Annotated in this window: 21 protein-coding genes; 10 read left to right on the top strand and 11 right to left on the bottom strand. The window is 34.2% G+C overall.

Annotated elements, in window-relative coordinates:
• Positions 1-13 precede the first annotated feature (13 nt).
• Positions 14-424: an Lrp/AsnC family transcriptional regulator gene (locus tag ABH968_RS06970; RefSeq protein WP_370043287.1), complete on the top strand. Its 411-nt coding sequence runs from the start codon at positions 14-16 to the stop codon at positions 422-424.
• A 67-nt stretch (positions 425-491) separates the two neighbouring features.
• Here ABH968_RS06970 and ABH968_RS06965 read toward each other — a convergent pair whose 3' ends face one another.
• Positions 492-983: a hypothetical protein gene (locus tag ABH968_RS06965; RefSeq protein WP_370043286.1), complete on the bottom strand. Its 492-nt coding sequence runs from the start codon at positions 981-983 to the stop codon at positions 492-494.
• Positions 984-1123: 140 nt separating this feature from the next.
• Here ABH968_RS06965 and ABH968_RS06960 point away from each other — a divergent pair, with 140 nt between their 5' ends.
• The gene (locus ABH968_RS06960) at positions 1124-1303 is read left to right on the top strand and encodes a hypothetical protein (RefSeq protein ID WP_370043285.1); all 180 of its coding nucleotides are present in this window, start codon (positions 1124-1126) and stop codon (positions 1301-1303) included.
• A gap of 107 nt (positions 1304-1410) precedes the next feature.
• Positions 1411-1632, top strand: a complete 222-nt coding sequence (locus tag ABH968_RS06955; RefSeq protein WP_370043284.1) for a hypothetical protein — start codon at positions 1411-1413, stop codon at positions 1630-1632.
• Here the strand turns inward: ABH968_RS06955 and ABH968_RS06950 are convergent.
• A complete protein-coding gene (locus ABH968_RS06950; RefSeq protein WP_370043283.1) occupies positions 1607-4729 on the bottom strand; it encodes a hybrid sensor histidine kinase/response regulator in 3123 nt (1040 codons plus the stop codon). The two genes, ABH968_RS06955 and ABH968_RS06950, sit on opposite strands and share 26 nt — an antisense overlap.
• A gap of 324 nt (positions 4730-5053) precedes the next feature.
• Here ABH968_RS06950 and ABH968_RS06945 point away from each other — a divergent pair, with 324 nt between their 5' ends.
• Positions 5054-5293, top strand: coding sequence for an AraC family ligand binding domain-containing protein (locus tag ABH968_RS06945; protein WP_370043282.1), 240 nt, complete (start codon positions 5054-5056; stop codon positions 5291-5293).
• 319 nt (positions 5294-5612) lie between these two features.
• Here the strand turns inward: ABH968_RS06945 and ABH968_RS06940 are convergent, their stop codons facing one another.
• Entirely contained in the window at positions 5613-6377 is a 765-nt protein-coding gene (locus ABH968_RS06940) for an SDR family oxidoreductase (RefSeq protein WP_053595484.1), read from the bottom strand.
• A 99-nt stretch (positions 6378-6476) separates the two neighbouring features.
• Between ABH968_RS06940 and ABH968_RS06935 the strand changes: the two genes are divergently transcribed.
• Positions 6477-7298: a DMT family transporter gene (locus ABH968_RS06935; RefSeq protein ID WP_370043422.1), complete on the top strand. Its 822-nt coding sequence runs from the start codon at positions 6477-6479 to the stop codon at positions 7296-7298.
• 53 nt (positions 7299-7351) lie between these two features.
• Here ABH968_RS06935 and ABH968_RS06930 read toward each other — a convergent pair whose 3' ends face one another.
• From ABH968_RS06930 to ABH968_RS06910, 5 genes are all read right to left on the bottom strand, one after another.
• Positions 7352-7990 (bottom strand): HAD family hydrolase, encoded by a 639-nt coding sequence (locus ABH968_RS06930; RefSeq protein WP_370043281.1) that lies wholly within the window; start codon positions 7988-7990, stop codon positions 7352-7354.
• Positions 7991-8004: 14 nt separating this feature from the next.
• Positions 8005-8415 (bottom strand): NUDIX domain-containing protein, encoded by a 411-nt coding sequence (locus ABH968_RS06925; protein WP_370043280.1) that lies wholly within the window; start codon positions 8413-8415, stop codon positions 8005-8007.
• A 197-nt stretch (positions 8416-8612) separates the two neighbouring features.
• Complete coding sequence (locus tag ABH968_RS06920; protein WP_370043279.1) at positions 8613-8906, bottom strand: hypothetical protein; 294 nt, start codon at positions 8904-8906, stop codon at positions 8613-8615.
• Between the two features lie 328 nt (positions 8907-9234).
• A complete protein-coding gene (locus tag ABH968_RS06915; protein WP_370043278.1) occupies positions 9235-9816 on the bottom strand; it encodes a DJ-1/PfpI family protein in 582 nt (193 codons plus the stop codon).
• Between the two features lie 145 nt (positions 9817-9961).
• Positions 9962-10498, bottom strand: a complete 537-nt coding sequence (locus ABH968_RS06910; RefSeq protein ID WP_370043277.1) for a GNAT family N-acetyltransferase — start codon at positions 10496-10498, stop codon at positions 9962-9964.
• Between the two features lie 664 nt (positions 10499-11162).
• On the opposite strand from ABH968_RS06910, the gene yjcZ reads away from it, so the two are divergent.
• Entirely contained in the window at positions 11163-11288 is a 126-nt protein-coding gene (gene yjcZ, locus ABH968_RS06905) for a sporulation protein YjcZ (protein WP_370043276.1), read from the top strand.
• A 145-nt stretch (positions 11289-11433) separates the two neighbouring features.
• Here yjcZ and ABH968_RS06900 read toward each other — a convergent pair whose 3' ends face one another.
• Complete coding sequence (locus ABH968_RS06900; RefSeq protein WP_370043275.1) at positions 11434-11964, bottom strand: GNAT family N-acetyltransferase; 531 nt, start codon at positions 11962-11964, stop codon at positions 11434-11436.
• Between the two features lie 469 nt (positions 11965-12433).
• Between ABH968_RS06900 and ABH968_RS06895 the strand changes: the two genes are divergently transcribed.
• The 3 genes from ABH968_RS06895 to ABH968_RS06885 are packed head-to-tail and all read left to right on the top strand — an operon-like array spanning position 12434 to position 13494.
• Complete coding sequence (locus ABH968_RS06895; protein WP_018393054.1) at positions 12434-12799, top strand: DUF2089 domain-containing protein; 366 nt, start codon at positions 12434-12436, stop codon at positions 12797-12799.
• 13 nt (positions 12800-12812) lie between these two features.
• Positions 12813-13202, top strand: a complete 390-nt coding sequence (locus ABH968_RS06890) for an SHOCT-like domain-containing protein (protein ID WP_370043274.1) — start codon at positions 12813-12815, stop codon at positions 13200-13202.
• Positions 13203-13212: 10 nt separating this feature from the next.
• Positions 13213-13494: a hypothetical protein gene (locus tag ABH968_RS06885; protein ID WP_370043273.1), complete on the top strand. Its 282-nt coding sequence runs from the start codon at positions 13213-13215 to the stop codon at positions 13492-13494.
• 169 nt (positions 13495-13663) lie between these two features.
• Here ABH968_RS06885 and gdh read toward each other — a convergent pair whose 3' ends face one another.
• Positions 13664-14449 carry a glucose 1-dehydrogenase gene (gene gdh / locus ABH968_RS06880; RefSeq protein WP_370043272.1) on the bottom strand — a complete coding sequence of 262 codons (786 nt, stop codon included), beginning with the start codon at positions 14447-14449 and terminating at the stop codon, positions 13664-13666.
• A 15-nt stretch (positions 14450-14464) separates the two neighbouring features.
• Positions 14465-15322, bottom strand: coding sequence for a GRP family sugar transporter (locus ABH968_RS06875; RefSeq protein ID WP_370043271.1), 858 nt, complete (start codon positions 15320-15322; stop codon positions 14465-14467).
• Positions 15323-15838: 516 nt separating this feature from the next.
• On the opposite strand from ABH968_RS06875, the gene ABH968_RS06870 reads away from it, so the two are divergent.
• Entirely contained in the window at positions 15839-15988 is a 150-nt protein-coding gene (locus tag ABH968_RS06870) for a YjcZ family sporulation protein (protein ID WP_370043270.1), read from the top strand.
• Positions 15989-16143 lie beyond the last annotated feature (155 nt).

Below are 16143 nucleotides of genomic sequence, written 5' to 3'. Positions count from 1 at the left end.
AAGGAGTTATTACATGTTAGATAGTACAGATCTACGTATTATAGATGAGCTTTCTAAAAATAGCCGTATTACGATGAAGGAATTGGGTGAGAAGGTTCATTTGACTGGACAAGCAGCTTCATCAAGAGTTGCAAGACTTGAAGATAATGGTGTTATTGAGAGCTATACAATTAATGTGAATCACATTAATTTAGGTAGCAATATCCACGCATTTATAAATATTTATACAAAAAGTCCGTACCATGAACCTTATCTGTCATTTATAAAAACACAGCAGCAATTTATTGTTAATAATTTTAAAATCAGTGGAGATAGTTGCTATCTTCTTGAATGCAGATTCCCATCAAACGAAGTATTAGACCAATTTTTAGTCGATTTAAATAAGCATGCAAACTATAAATTGTCTATTGTCATTAGTAAATAGTGGGGTACCAGGCTCTCTCCATGATTGCCTGGTATTTTTCAATAGCTTAATGTAACTATGCAGATTTTCAATTTTCAACTTTTACATTAACGCTACCGAATAACTTCCCATCAATAAAGGCATCCAGCTTCCACATGCCGCTTGTAGGGAAAGTCATATTAGTTGGAGCATGATTATCTGCGCCACTGTTCGGTCCAAGTAACTTAGCATTTGAAACCAATCCCACTTCTTTACCTGCCAATTGGTGAGTTCCCTTGACACGAAGGAAGTCTCCTGATTTAACGCTCTCTCCCCAAAAATGCCAGCCATATTTTCCTGTTTGGCTAGCAACTATTTTTCCTTCTTTACTATGCGTAAATCCTAATAATTGTGGTTCACCAATCATGCTTAATTTTTCAGATGTAAAGTACTCGCTTTCTTGCCACTCATTTTCTTTTGCTAGAACTTCTCCAACTAGTCTCGAACTATTATCCTGTTGAATTATGTCGTTGGATTCTATATGTGAGCAACCTACTAATACCAATCCACAAAATGTGACGAAACCTATAATTCTTTTCACAACCGTTCCCCCTTTTTATAGTTTAACGACTATTTATCATTTTTTGTTCAATGGCAAATTTTATCATTGTAATTACCGTTATATTCTAAGTGTAATTGCACAATCTAAACTGTAACTAAATAATAACGGAGGCTATAGCAATGAAAAAATTCTTATATATCGGAGCAATGGCAGCATTCCTATTAACTGCTTGTTCTTCTCATGATGAAGCTCCTGCTAGTGAACAAGCAGAAGCAAAAGAAAAAACCGTCAATGCTGAAACAATAGAAAATCTTGAGAAAAGTTTTCTATATGAATCGGAAGATCCGTTTACAAAATGATTGAAGAAAACAGATAACTAATTAAGGTTATCTGTTCTTTATTGTGTACTTTCCAAATATCGTATATAAACGATACGTCATAGTTAAACGTTTTTGGAGACTTACTAATGATTCAAGAACCTGACAAAAACGATCAATCATATCATATGGATTTTGATCAGTCATATGCATTTATCAAAAAAATTACCTCTAAATGCAAAAAGCATTTTAAAGGAAGTGCAATAACAAACAACAATGTTATGATCAAACTTATGTATAAAGCTGCACCTCCAATAAATGGGGTGCAGCTCATATTAAATGTTCTTATTTTACCATCAATTCACGCTTAAATTGCTTTAATTTTTCTTTCTTTTTAAGAACAACAAACGATATTGCTGTCTCTTGGTTTGGTTTACTTTTAATTTGAAGTCCCTCACCGTAATGTTGTTTTAAACGAAGATCTGTATTAAGCAATCCTATTCCAGTTGATGTCTCCGATTTTCTTACAAGTAAACGTTCCATCGTCGCTTCATCCATGCCAATACCATCATCCGACACAGTGATCTCAATGTACGTGTCGTAATCTACAGTGCGAATATGAATATTCCCGCCATTTTCACGGGGCAAAATACCATGTTTCAAAGCATTTTCAATTAATGGTTGGATGGTCAGTGATGGTATCATGACGTCAGTAGAGACTTCTAGATCCCACGTTACGTTTATCCGCTCCCCAAAACGTTCCTTATGAATATATAGATAGGATCGAACAAGTTTTAACTCATCCTCAATTGGAACAAGCTCATCTATATTTTGGAACTTAAATGACTCCCTTAAAAAATCACTCAGTGCTTCAAGTAGCTTACTTGTACGCTCGATATCAATGTCACTTAACGTGATAATGGCATTTAATGTATTGAATAGAAAATGCGGTTGTATTTGTGCCTGAAGCCAAGCTGCCTCCATTCGAAGCCTTTCTTGTGCAGATTGTTTAACGTCGGTAAGTGCTTTTACTCTTGACCTTAACTCCAGAGCATCAACAGGCTTTGTGACGTAATCATTGGCACCAGATAAAAATCCATTTTCAATGTCTTGAGACTGACTTCTTGCCGTAAGAAGTAACACGGGAAGTTCTGTTATTGAAAATTGCTGACGAATTGTACGTACTAATTCGTACCCAGACATATTTGGCATCATCACGTCTGAAATGACTAAATCCCACTCTTGAGACATTAATATTTCGAGCGCTTTACTTCCACTTGTAACCATTACTAAGTCGTATTTTTCTATTGAAAGTATTGTTTCGATCACTCTTAAGTTAACTGGATCATCATCGACGACCAAAACTCTAGGTCGATTTGCTTCAATGATTGGATGGTTTTCAGCTTGATCATCGAATAGATTTGTAAAAGTCGCTACTGTTGATTCTTCCTTCGCACTTGATAGCAGAGCCTCATTTTCTGTAGCATTTTCCTCATCAGGTAAGTTTGATATTGGTAAGGTAAAAGTAAATTCAGACCCTTTCCCTACAATTGAATTTGCCTGTAATGTTCCCCCATGTAGTTCAACTAATCGTTTACTAATACTAAGTCCTAGGCCAAATCCACCTTCAATCATTGCCTTACTAAGGGTACCCTGCTCATAAGGTTCAAATATACGTTGAATGGTGTCCTCATCAATACCAATACCAGTATCCGAAATGACAATTTCCGCCATACCATTTTTCACATGACCTGATATTGTCACTTCACCTTCATTCGTGAATTTCATTGCATTATGAAGTAAATTGAAAACAATTTGAATAACTCTATTTTCATCAGCAACTACTTTTGGAAAATTTTCAGGGATTTGATTAATTAACTGAATCTGCTTTCCTTCTTTCATAACATAGAGCATATCTAATACACCTGATACAATTGAGTGAATCGAAAAAGTTTTACGCTTCAGTTTGGGGTTATTGTCTTTTAAGCTCATAACATCCAGTAAATCATTTAACATTAGTGACATACGACGTCCTACAGAGAGTACTGTTTCTAAATCCTTGACACTTTTGTCACTAAGTACACGTTCTTCTCTTTCCAAAACAACTTTTGAAATGTTAAGGATCCCATGAAGTGGATTTCTTAATTCATGAGATGTATTGGCAAGAAATTCATCCTTTAACTTATCTGTCTTTTGAAGCTTAATAGCAAGTTCTTTCGTATCCGAATGTACTTTAGCATATCCTTTAAACCATAAAATAGCCAAACTAGCCACTGTTATAATAAGATCAAATGGATACATGATCACTTTGATTCCAAAAATGAGAAGTAGGCCATCCCAAATAAGATTATTACCAAATGCTAAAATGGCAAGAAGTAAAAAAATATTACTCTTAATCTCTTTAATAGATTTTCGCATTACTGTTAGAATCGTTATAACAATCGGGATTCCTAAAATCATAATGTAAATGCCTTGATTGGTCACTATATAGCGAGTAGGTAGTACGATTGTCAACAATGTTGCTATACCACAGAAAATACTAAACCAACATGTATATTTTCTCATATGTTGAGGTAACCAATGTTTTATGCATTGAAGCAGTGAAAAGCCTATGCCGACCATAGAAAGATGAACTAATGTAAAGGCCCAGTCGTAATTAATCGGAAACCAATAAGATAATAATTTGTCATCGCTTCCTAATAGGAAATAAACCATGCTGCTAATCGATAACAGAGAAAAGTAGAGTAATCTTCTTTCTTCCATGTTTCCTACAAAAAATAAAATGATGGAATAAATAGCATGTATTAAAAAAACCACTGCTACTAGTTGTTGCATATTTATCGACAACTGCGTTTCCCGAGCTAATATATCTTCTCTCCCTAATTTAATGGAGCGAACAATTCCACCGTCACGAGGATCCTTAAAGTTAGAAGCCTGAACAATAATTTCAATTTCTTTGTGACCGTTAGCTTCAAAAGAAGCAGTATACGGAACATTATTGGCGACTGTTCTTTCTGCACTTTTCCCTATTTCACCTGATTTTTTCAAAAGTCTACCATTTACATATATTTCTGAGGAACTCCGAATACTCGGAACTCGAATACTGTAGGTTATGTTGTCTTCAGGATTGACGAGTAATTTTAAGCGATAAGAACCATAACCATAAGGGCTACTCTCTCCCTCTTGTAAAGATGAACTCCACCCTTTAGGAACCTGTATGTATTTAGCATTCTTTGTGGATTCTAAATGCTTTTCTTCACTAATCAACCAATTATAAGGATAAAACTCCCACTCTCCATCTAATGTAATAGCATGACCATCATTAAAATTCCAATTTCTTAAATCCATTTGACCTTTTACGGCATGTGGTTGATCTGTATTATTAAATACCTTCAGCCATAAAATTCGTGAGCCTGTCAGAAATATAATAAACAAGCTAATGATGAGAGCAATTTTTCTCTTTTTCATTAAAAATAATTGTCAAAAGGTAGTTTATGTTTTTCTGTTATAACACAAGCTCCTTAGGCAAAATCACACCTCCTACGATATATTATCCTAACAGAGTTACCGTTACTTTTAAATCTATTTCTTAAACTAAAAACCTAAATTTTACAATGTATTAATATTTCAATTTTCAAAAATTAATATTAAACAACCTTTTATATAACAGAAAAAAGACTTTTAAGATTTTCATAGTAAATCCGATTTTTAGCAGTCAATATCATACAATAATTGCTGAAAAATATGTGCTACACTTACTTTCATATTACTAAAGAAAAGGGTGTTCATGAGATGTTAGAAGAAAGAACCGTTCACTTTGATTATGATCTACAGATTGAAGCCTATCGTTTCCATGGAACCATACAAAAATTCCTAAATAACTCCCGTGATTATTATGTGATTGGGTTCATAGAGAGTGGACAAAGACGATTAACTTGCACGTACAAAGAATATGTCATCATTACCGGTGATTTAATATGTTTTAATCCACTAGATAATCATGCTTGTGAACAAATTGACATCGTTGTTTAAATATTAAGCCTGAAATCATACGAAAAGTGACCAAAGAAATTACTGGAAAAGATTATCTTCCCCAGTTTAAAACTCCGAAATTTTGTGTTTTTATAGTACCGAAGTTTATTTTTATCGTTTTGGGGAACAACAGATTTTTTATCTTGATAGCAATGCGGCAGAACCCCTATTTACAATAACAAACGAATTAAAGGAAAATAAAAAGGAATGAGCCCTGTCCAAGACAGAGTTCATTCCTCAGTAACTGCTTAAAATATGTGTCTAACTTGTTGGGGTCACTTCATTTGAAGATCCTTAAAAATTCGTTATCTTACAGGTTCTATAGATGAGATCCGCCACTTGCATCGAGCAATTGACCAGTTACCCAACGGCTGTCTGAGGAAGCGAGAAAGGCTGCAATATCTGCCACATCCTCGGGTTCTCCCCATCTGTTGAAGATTGAAAGACCAGCCGCATATTTTTGTCCATCAAGGTTTTCCAAAGTCTCAGCATTCATCTCTGTATTAATAATTCCAGGCTGGATGGCGTTTACCGTAATATTACGGCTCCCTAGTTGTTTGGCTAGAAGACGCGTAAATGTGTCGATAGCACCTTTGGACATACTGTACGTGAAGACACTTGGAGAAGCTGCACGTGTCACAAAAGATGAAATATTAATAATGCGTCCTCCATCTTTTAAACGTGGCAAAGCTTGTTGAGTAACAAAAAGTGGTGCTTTGACATTAATCTTCATTACCTCGTCAAATGATTCTTCCGTCGTCTCTTCTAAACTGATAATTTGACCAATTCCAGCATTGTTGACAAGAATATCGAATCCGTCACCGCCCATATATTCCCGAATAGTATCATCCAAAGTGGTAAATAAATCTTGAATACCATCTAGAGTACTAAGGTCAGCACCAATCGCGCAAGCATTTCCTCCGCTTTGCTCGATCTGGTGAACAACTGCTTCTGCCTCATTACGTCTTTTCCCGTAATGAACGACGACAAAGGCTCCCTCTTGTGCCAGACGCAATGCAATACTGCGGCCAATTCCTCGACTTGATCCTGTAACTAAAGCTATTTTGCCTGCTAACTTACTCATGCTTCCATCTCCTTGTGCAAACATAGTTATATTACATAGATAGTTATATCATGGAACATTATTTGAAATGTTGCTCTCCTATTCGGTTTCAAGGGGGCGATTGCTTCAGATACATTTTTTCGTTTTGTCATAGGTTTCATTGCGTTAATGATAATCTACCCGTACCGACTAAAAGTGACTAATAGAAAACATGAATTTATTTTTGCTAGTGCTGGTTTATGTGGTGTTACGTTGTATTACCTTTTAGAGAATATTGCCTTAACCTTTACAATGGCTTCTAATGTGGGCGTTATCAGTTCCATCGTTCCCTTTTTCACAGCAATTCTCACCTACCTATTTTTGAAGGAGGAACCATTACGGATCAATTTTTTCATTGGATTTGTTGTTGCGATTACTGGAATCTACCTCATCAGCTTTAACGGTGCTACAAAGTTGCAACTTAACCCATTAGGAGATTTATTAGCTGTAACTGCTACGTTCGTTTGGGCTACTTATTCTGTATTGACTAGAAAAATAAGTAGTTACGGATATCATACAATTCAACTGACAAGGAGGGTGTTTTTTTACGGGATTCTATTTATGATGCCTGCCCTTTTTCTGTTTGATTTTGAATTGGAACTGAAACGTTTTTCAAATCCTGTTTCTTTATTCAATATATTATTCTTGGGTCTTGGCGCTTCTGCTCTTTGTTTTATTACATGGAACTATGCTGTTAAAATACTAGGAACCATTAAAAGTAGTATTTATATTTACGCGGTTCCAGTCATTACAGTACTTACATCTATAATTGTTTTACATGAACAAATAACTTATTTGGCGGCGTTCGGTATAGTTCTAACATTATCTGGTCTTTTTATTTCTGAGAAAAAACTCAGTTCAAAAAAAGCAGAAAAAAATAAAAGTCTAACTAAATTTAATTAATCATTAAAAATCACCAGAACTCAAATTGGAGTACCTGGTGATTTTAATATTTATCAAATGCTATAAAGTCTACTAACAACTAATATATCCTCCGGCTTATGTAATAAACCTGTAGGAAATGCACCTACTAATTTATCTTTATTGCCTTCTCCCCATAATGCACCAAAGCTCATTATACCAGCCGCATTAGCAGCTAAAATATCTGTTGGCTGATCCCCAATATAAATACAATTTTTCGGTTCAATCTGTAATTCATTTACGGCTTTGAATAAAGGTTCAGGGTTGGGCTTATGCTTTTTACAATCGTCAAGCCCAACAATAACATCGAAAAAAGGATAGAGTTCTGTATTTAATAATTCTTGGACAATATATCTTTTATATTTGGACGATACAATACCCATAGTCACCTTTCTATCCTTTAATGTAGTTAAAACTTCGTAAATACCGTTATATTTCTCCACTTTATTATTAAACATTTCATAGTGTTCAAAAAATGATTCTAGCACTTCTTTCTTTTGATTACTAAACCACTCATCAATAATTCTAGTAATCGGTTTCCCAACTAAATAACTTTTTTCTGCATCAGTAAGTTTATTCTTTTTAAATGTTTCTAGACTAGCACAGCAAGCTTGAATGTAACAGCTTTCACTGTTATGCAGTGTACCATCCAGATCAAACAAAATCGTCTCCATATTTCCTCCTAATATTATAATAGCTTCAACTGTTTCAAAGCATAATTGGTTGTCATTGTAATGTTTTCTGGTATTTCATCTATTGAGAACCACTTCACTTTCTCTAAAGCATGCGGTTCTCTATTTTGTACTTCTCCGTTTGTAATACGAGCAGCGAAAGTAGGTGCAACATAATGAATATCTTCTGTTTGAATAATATGGTTGGTCACACATACTAATTGTGTAATTTCGATATCCACACCAAGCTCTTCCTTAATTTCTCGTATGATTGCGTTTTCTATTGTTTCCATGTAGTCAACCTTGCCCCCAGGTAAGCTCCAACAGCCAGCTTCAGGTGCTTTTTTACGTAAAACGAGTAAAATTTCGTTGGACTTATCTAGGATAACTGCTCCCACGCCAACCTTTGGTAATTTCTCTTTTTCCATTTTTATTCCTTCCTCTACTATAATACTTTTAATATTTGTTGAAATAGTATAAGTAAAATTATTTTATACGAATACTTCCTTAATTCGGAGTCACTTTTATCAGAGCTAAAACGAACAATAAAAATAAATAAGCACATAATATAAATTAGTTTTATGACTAAATCATCATATATTATTTTTTTGGAATCAAATCCTTATCATTCGTCCCCTAAATCCATTTCCTTTAAAAATTTATATAAATACATACAAAAAAATGAAAGTCCAACTAATAGCAGAATCCCACCAAATATGAAATTCGATAAAATGTACCCTTTCATTATTACTAGGAAACTATCTGTATCCATGCTGCCACCCATTGATGTTAAGTACTCATTTGCAGAATCAACACCATTTTCAACACCATTTATTATTGTTAAAAATCCAATTGCGATTATGATAATTGTAAATATTGCAAATCCATACTTTTTTATACTCTTCATAATTTCATCCATTTTCTCTTCCCCCCTGTTCTTCAAAAATGAATTAATCGGTCAAATATACAACTATTAGTTTGTAATGTCACCGTTTCATTAATCGATAAGGTAGCGTCAACATCTATCTGCAGAAAATTTCCTTTACAAGCTCTATTTGAATAGGAAGCCGAGTTGTAGCAATACACTTTAGATAATGTATCATCATCTAAAGTGTATACAGATATTATCTTATTTGATTTTGAAATAACTAATTAGTTTCTTTAGCGTATATAGGTACTAGATCGTTGTTTGTTGTAGAAACAGGTATAACACTAAAATATTCGATTACTTTTTCCAATTTTCCAATTCAATTTGTTTGGAAATATAAACCCTTACCCACTGGCTGAACAGTTTCTAGTACAATATCAACCATTTTTCCATTAACTAGATTTCTTATTATCCAAGCTACTAAATCTTGCGCAGCATAACATCCCGCAGCAGTCGAAATATTTCCTTCGTTGACGAAACTTTGTTCAATTACATCTACACCAAATTCTTTAAGTTGCTCTACTACAAATGGATATGTTGTAGCTTTTTTACCAGTTAATAATTTTTTTGCTCCTAGTAGTAGCGCACCTGAACACATAGAACCTATTAATTGCCTTTTTGGATCTAAATGAATTTTATTAAGATATTCTTGATTTTTATATAAATCTTGTACACCCTTTCCACTAGCAAATATTACAGCATCAGCAGAAGGGATATCAGATAGGTTTCCTGTCATCGGAATTCGTAAGCCTGACATAGATACATGTGTTTTTTCTGTTCCCAATAGTTGGACTTCCCAATCTGAAATATTACCAACTAAACGTACACGATTTAATAAATCCCATGGTAAAAAAACATCTATATCTGTGAAATCATCGAAACAGACAATTGCAATTTTCATTTCCTTATCCTCCATTATTTTATTGTCAAAACATCACTATTATATCAATTTAAGGGATAATAAGGGAGTTTAAAGAGAATTCCTTTTATTTCATCGTTTTAACTAAAAAACCAAGAAAGTAATTGAACTATCTTGGTTTTGCATTTTATGATGTTTTAACCTTTATTAAAGAAAAAATATTAGTATCATATGGAACACCATTTTGGTGCATATAATTTTTTAATATCCCTTCTTTTTCAAATCCTAATTTTGTTAATAGCTTGTTTGAAGCTTCATTTTCAGTAAAGACAATAGCTCCAATACGCATTAAATCCATCTCTTGAAAACCAAATGATATCACTCTATTAACGGCCTCCTTTGCATACCCCTTTCCCCAGCTCTCAGGAAAAAGTGCATAGCTGATGTCAGCTCTTTTATGCTCAGTGGACCACTCTTGAAAACCAATCGTACCAATAATACCTTCTTGGCCTTTTAATGAAATTCCCCATTTAATCCCACGTTTTTCATCATAATTCTTTGAAAAATTTTTAATTATTTGTTTAACCTGCTCTAAACTTGTTAATGGATTCTGCCCATAATGGCGTAATACATCTGCATTAGAAAAGCAATTTAAAACATCTTGGGCGTCATGTTCAGTAAGTTCTCTTAACACTAATCGTTCAGTATCTAAAATAGGAAACATCTTCTTCACTCCACTTCCAAATAAGGTATATGTTAGATTCTATCTTAAAAGAGGAAGAGTTGCATTACTAATTTGTGGCTGAAGCTTCATCATCATTCCCTCATTTATCTTTTGGCATTATAAATAATAAGAAATCATTAATTTTAAGATCTTTATTATTTTTAGAAATAGAAAAAGACTTGGCACTCATTCATAAAGTGAGTTCAAGTCCTTTGTTTAGACGGTATATTTGGAATGTAATGGTCTTTTCCAATCAACTTTTAACAAATTGTCATTACCAACTTACAGTACTGAATCAATTTATCAATAATTCAGGGTTAAATCCCCATTCATAAGGTAATTGCCCTGAATTCTTTACTTTGTACAACATAGTATAAAGATAAAAAGTATTATAAAAAGTAAATATACAATCAATTATGCCTCGGCATAATTGCGTCGGAAAACGGCTTTGTGCTTAGGCCTGCGTGATGCAGGTCAGTTAGCCGTTATCGCATGGATGCGATGATTTAAGGCTAACATCCTTCAAGCACTCCTTTCCGATTCTGTGACATCCGCTGAAAGAAGTTAAAGATTGTGGCGTAATGCTACAGCTTTTTATAAAATCATACTACCTTTTCTTTCTATCTAATCCTGCTATAAATTTTTAGAAAGGAGGAAAACTGTTTTGAGTTATCCTGCTTATGGAACAGGTACGAATTTTGCCTTTGCTATTGTTTTATTCGTTCTTTTGATTATTGCCGGTCTTGGCTTGTTTTATTTATTAAGAACTTTAGTATGGAGCGGTGTGTAGTAATTCCCAAATGCTCAAGATATAGAAAGGGCTACCTGATCATAGATGATATGTTTGGACTCCATTCTAGGGCTTGCGTATATTAACGGAAGTCCTTTTTTCATGTTTATATTTCGTTAATACTTTATTTCACTATCCCGCCTCTTCATTTCAAGATACCTCGTTTGATATTTAATTTCATTTTTCTACTTACGCTTTTCATATCAAAATGTTTATAAAAATCAATTGCTTTCGTATTAAATTCCCAAACATTTAATTCGACTGAGTCAACTTCCTTTTCTTTAGCCCAAGTTATACAAGCATTAAATAACATTTTTCCAATCCCTTTTCTTTGTAGATCTGCTTTTACACCAAAATCGTGTATGTAAGCATATTTCCGTTGAACAAGCGACTCGAAAGGTGGAGAAGCTTCAACACTTATGACTGTAAAACCCACTACAATTTCATCTTCCTTCGCTATTAGAATATCACTCTCTTCGTTGTTCAATAATTCTTTATAATAGGATTCGGGCATTACAGACTCCACACTTTTAAATATCGTTGGTTCCTCCATCACATGCTCTTCATGCCCTTCTTTTACTATCTCATTCACAGCAAAATAATCTTCCTCTGTTGCGATAAAAACCTCGATTGTCATCATTTTAGCCCCCTCATATCCATACTTTACAAAAATCAAGAAATTTCTCCTCTTATTATACAGACAAACAGTGGATTATAGTATTATATTCCAGTTCTGGAAGTGATAGCTCTTTTTTCACAATGCTCTAATGAGTTGGGTTTTTTATTTCCCTATTTTTTAGTAGACTCTAAGATGAATGGAGACTTACTTTCACTATACCAAGTACTATTTATTATGAACTTTGTATCACCATATGTCGTTTTCCACTTTATCGTCTGGATATGCTTCCTCTAAGTGCATTTAACTTATTCCACCCTATTCTTCTTATGAATAATGTCATCTCTTGAAAACATTTAGTTGCATCAGGTACTAGCGGAAATGAATGAACAACGAAAACTAATGATTAATAATATTAAACACAGAATTAACATTATTGATTTTCACATTCAATAAATTCAATTTTTATTATTTACATTTTTAATTCCTCGTTATATAATCGAATCAACTAAAAGGAAGGGATTTCATTATGGCTTATAAAGTAATCACAAATTGTCCTGTCTGCAGTAAAACATTGAAAATTACAAAGTTACAGTGTTCTCATTGTCACACTACGATTGAAAATGAGTTTGAATTATCTAAGCTGGCATCCTTATCAAAGGATCAGCTTCATTTTGTGGAAGTATTTTTAACATGCCGAGGGAATATAAAAGAAGTTGAAAAGGAACTGGGGATTTCGTATCCAACAGTTCGAGGCAAGCTAACAGACATCATTTCATCCCTTGGATATGTGCAGAAGAAGAAAAATGAAGTAGACGAGAAAAAAGTTGTCACTATGTTGGAAAATGGCGAAATCACACCAGAAGAAGCGATTAAGCTCTTAAAAGAGGAATAGGGAGGAATTTATCATGAAAGAAGAAATTTCCAGAGTGTTAACAATGGTTCAAGAAGGAAAGATTGATGCAGATAAGGCATCAGAACTGATTCAAGTATTAAAAGAGAAAGAAGAAACAGGTAATATGCTTTCTGAAGAACCAACTAAATATTTAGATAAAACTTTAAAAATTCGTGTTGTATCAGCCGAAAATGATAACGTCACAGTCAATTTGCCTTTAAAACTTGTCAAGGTAGTATTAATGGCTGGACACAGCATCGCAGCGAGTATTCCTCAATCGGAAAAATACGTTAAAGATATAGACATAAACCTTATTATTGAAGCAATCGAAAACGAATTAGATGGTCAGATTGTTGATATTAAATCAGCAAACGGGGATACCGTTTCGGTCATCATTGAATAGTGATTAGCTTATGATGCATGTAAAAGTGAAAGCAAAAGACGTTCGGTTTACAATCCCAATTCCATATGCTTTTTTAAACATTGCTATTTCAATTTTGTCTTCGAAATTTTTACAGCAACATGTAAACAAATGGACAAAAGAGCAGTTCGAAAGAAAAAAACTGGACTTTACTTTTCCGCTAATAGACAAAAAAACGCTAAAGCCTATTGTCAAGGAGCTGAGAAATTATAAGGGCATCGTGCTAGTAGATGTCAAAGCTAAGGACGGTACTGAGGTTAAGGTTAGACTATAGTTTATGATAGAATACATCGACCACTGGACTGGCATTTTAAAGAAAAGCCTAGTTTCTCGCTTACAATACCGAAGCTCAAATAAGCATAACCCCGTTCTATTTTTAGGACGGGGTTATGCTTGTTTTTAAACATTAAAAATGAATCCTAGTCATTAGCTAACACCTTTACTTACCCACGACCAGCTTGGAATTCAGGATATAAAGTCATTCCACCATCCGCAAATAGAGTAGTTCCTGTTACATAACTAGCCTGTGATGAAGCAAGCCATACTGCGGCTGCGGCAATTTCTTCTGGTTTTCCGATATACCCCATTGGAACCATGCTCTCCACATCTGCCCGTTTTGCTGGATCTGCAAATTTTTCAGCATTTATAGGCGTATTGATCGCTCCGGGACCGATATTATTGACACGAATTCCCTTTGGAGCATATTCTAACGCTAATGTTTCTGTCATTAACTTAATGCCCCCTTTACTAGCGGCATAATGCACAAACAACGGCCAAGGAATTACCTGGTGAACACTGGACATATTGATTACTGTACCTTTAATATCATTTTCTACGTAATATTTAATGGCTTCTCGACTTCCTAAAAACGCACCCGTTAAATTTGTATTGATCACTCTATTCCAATCACTTAACGGCATTTCATGAGAAGCTACTGGATTTTCTATCCCTGCATTATTAATCATGACATCGAGCGTCCCAAACTCTTTTACAGCTGTCTGAACAAGATTGATGACATCCGCTTCAACTGTAACATCACCTTGTACAGCTATGGCCTCCCCACCGGCTTTTTTAACCTCTTCCACTACAGCATTTACATCCGCTTCATTTGAACGGTAATTAATCACTACTTTCGCTTTTTCCGCTCCGAAGCGAATGCCCATTGCTTTACCTAGTCCCGTTGCAGCACCTGTAATCACAACAACTTTTCCTTCTAAATCTGGATACATACAAGGCCCTCCTTTTTATCTTTTCGCAATCCCTAACATAATTCCAGCAGCTACTATAAAAACAATCCCAATGATAATTGCTATGAGTTGCTTTTTTGTTTTTTTCTCACCTAATATAAAAATTCCACCTAAAGTAGCGATGACTATCCCCATTTGGGAAAGAGAAAAACTGGTTGCGACTCCTACACGTGGCTGAGATATAAATAAAAACATGTTTCCGGCTGCCCAGATCAAACCTGGGATAATATTTCGAAATGCATATTTATTAAATGGTTTATGCTTAAATGTTAATAAAACTCCACCTATTACCATCCCCAATGCTTGTGGCAATAAAGCAGACCATCCACTTACGTTAAATAAGCGGATTACAACTACATATACTAAATATCCAAAAGTTGAAACAAGTAAAATTAAAATTCCTTTTTTCAAATTGCTTCCGTGTTCTTTTTGTTTCTCTTCTGGATTTGGAAGAGATGTAAGAACGATACCGACAATGATACTAATAAGTGCAAGAACACCTAATATAACCGACATCATTGTTGACCATTCATGAAAGACAATTACTCCAAATAAAGTTGTTGCTACCAATTGTAGCCCTGTCGAAATGGGCATTGTTTTGGAAACACCTATTAAATCAATACTTTTCAATTGGTTTACTTGCCCCAATGCCCAAAAAAGGCCTGATACAATTCCGACTCCAATCACAATAGGTGATAACTCAGGCTTTACAAAGAAGTAAACACCTATAGAGAAAATAAGTGCACCAAATGTTGTTCCAAGTACTTGACTATAGGGTCCACCACCGAGTTTGACGTTAAATAATACAATACTTCCCCAAAAGAGAGCTGGTAATATTGCTAGGATGATGTCCATTTCTTAAACCTTTCACCTCTCTAAATCCTTTATTTAATTCTAATTACTGTCACTCGATACAAAAGATCCATAATACTTTTTTATGATGCACCAAGGGAAATTTTTTATACTTTTAGTTTAAAATCACTTTTTAAGTTGGTTGAATTTGTTATGTAGAACTTTCACTTTCATAACACAAAATAACCAAGACGGCTATTAAGCTATCTTGGTTCTTCCAATTTTAAATCACCAATTGAAGGTGAACTATTTTATATTTAAAATTCTTTACTAAGACATTCCACTCTACAAAAGTAGTGATCTTATCATAATATATATTAAGCTAATTTTTTAGCTTACACCGCCTTGAATTGTTACTAGGGTCACTTCTATACAGTGGCCCTTTTTTATTTCTCAAAGTACGTTAAGGCAATAATTATTTTCTAAAATTTTTAAGTCCAAGGTACTTTTTGTTGGATAAATACCTTTCCCACTTTCTATAACGATACATATTATAGTTGTAGAAAGGAGGAATATTTCATGGGATGCTTCGGAAATGTAGGCAATTACAACAACAATTGTTACTACGGAGGTTATAGCTATGGAGGTGGCAATAACAGTTCAACATTTGTTCTAATTGTTGTTCTGTTCATTCTATTAATTATTGTCGGCGCTACTTTCATAAAATAATCTTTATAAGAAAAATTCATTGGAGCTATTAGAATTTTTTTGTCTTACACCAGTTCATTCAAGGTCACTTCCATAGAGTGACCTTTTTTAAGTAATGAGATAGTACGCCGCCCTTTAGAATATGACTTTGCCCAGCCTCTTTAAAATTTCCCAAC

Source organism: Lysinibacillus sp. RC79 (assembly GCF_041262405.1).
Lineage (GTDB): Bacteria > Bacillota > Bacilli > Bacillales_A > Planococcaceae > Lysinibacillus.
This window is presented reverse-complemented; position numbering and strand designations above follow the sequence as displayed.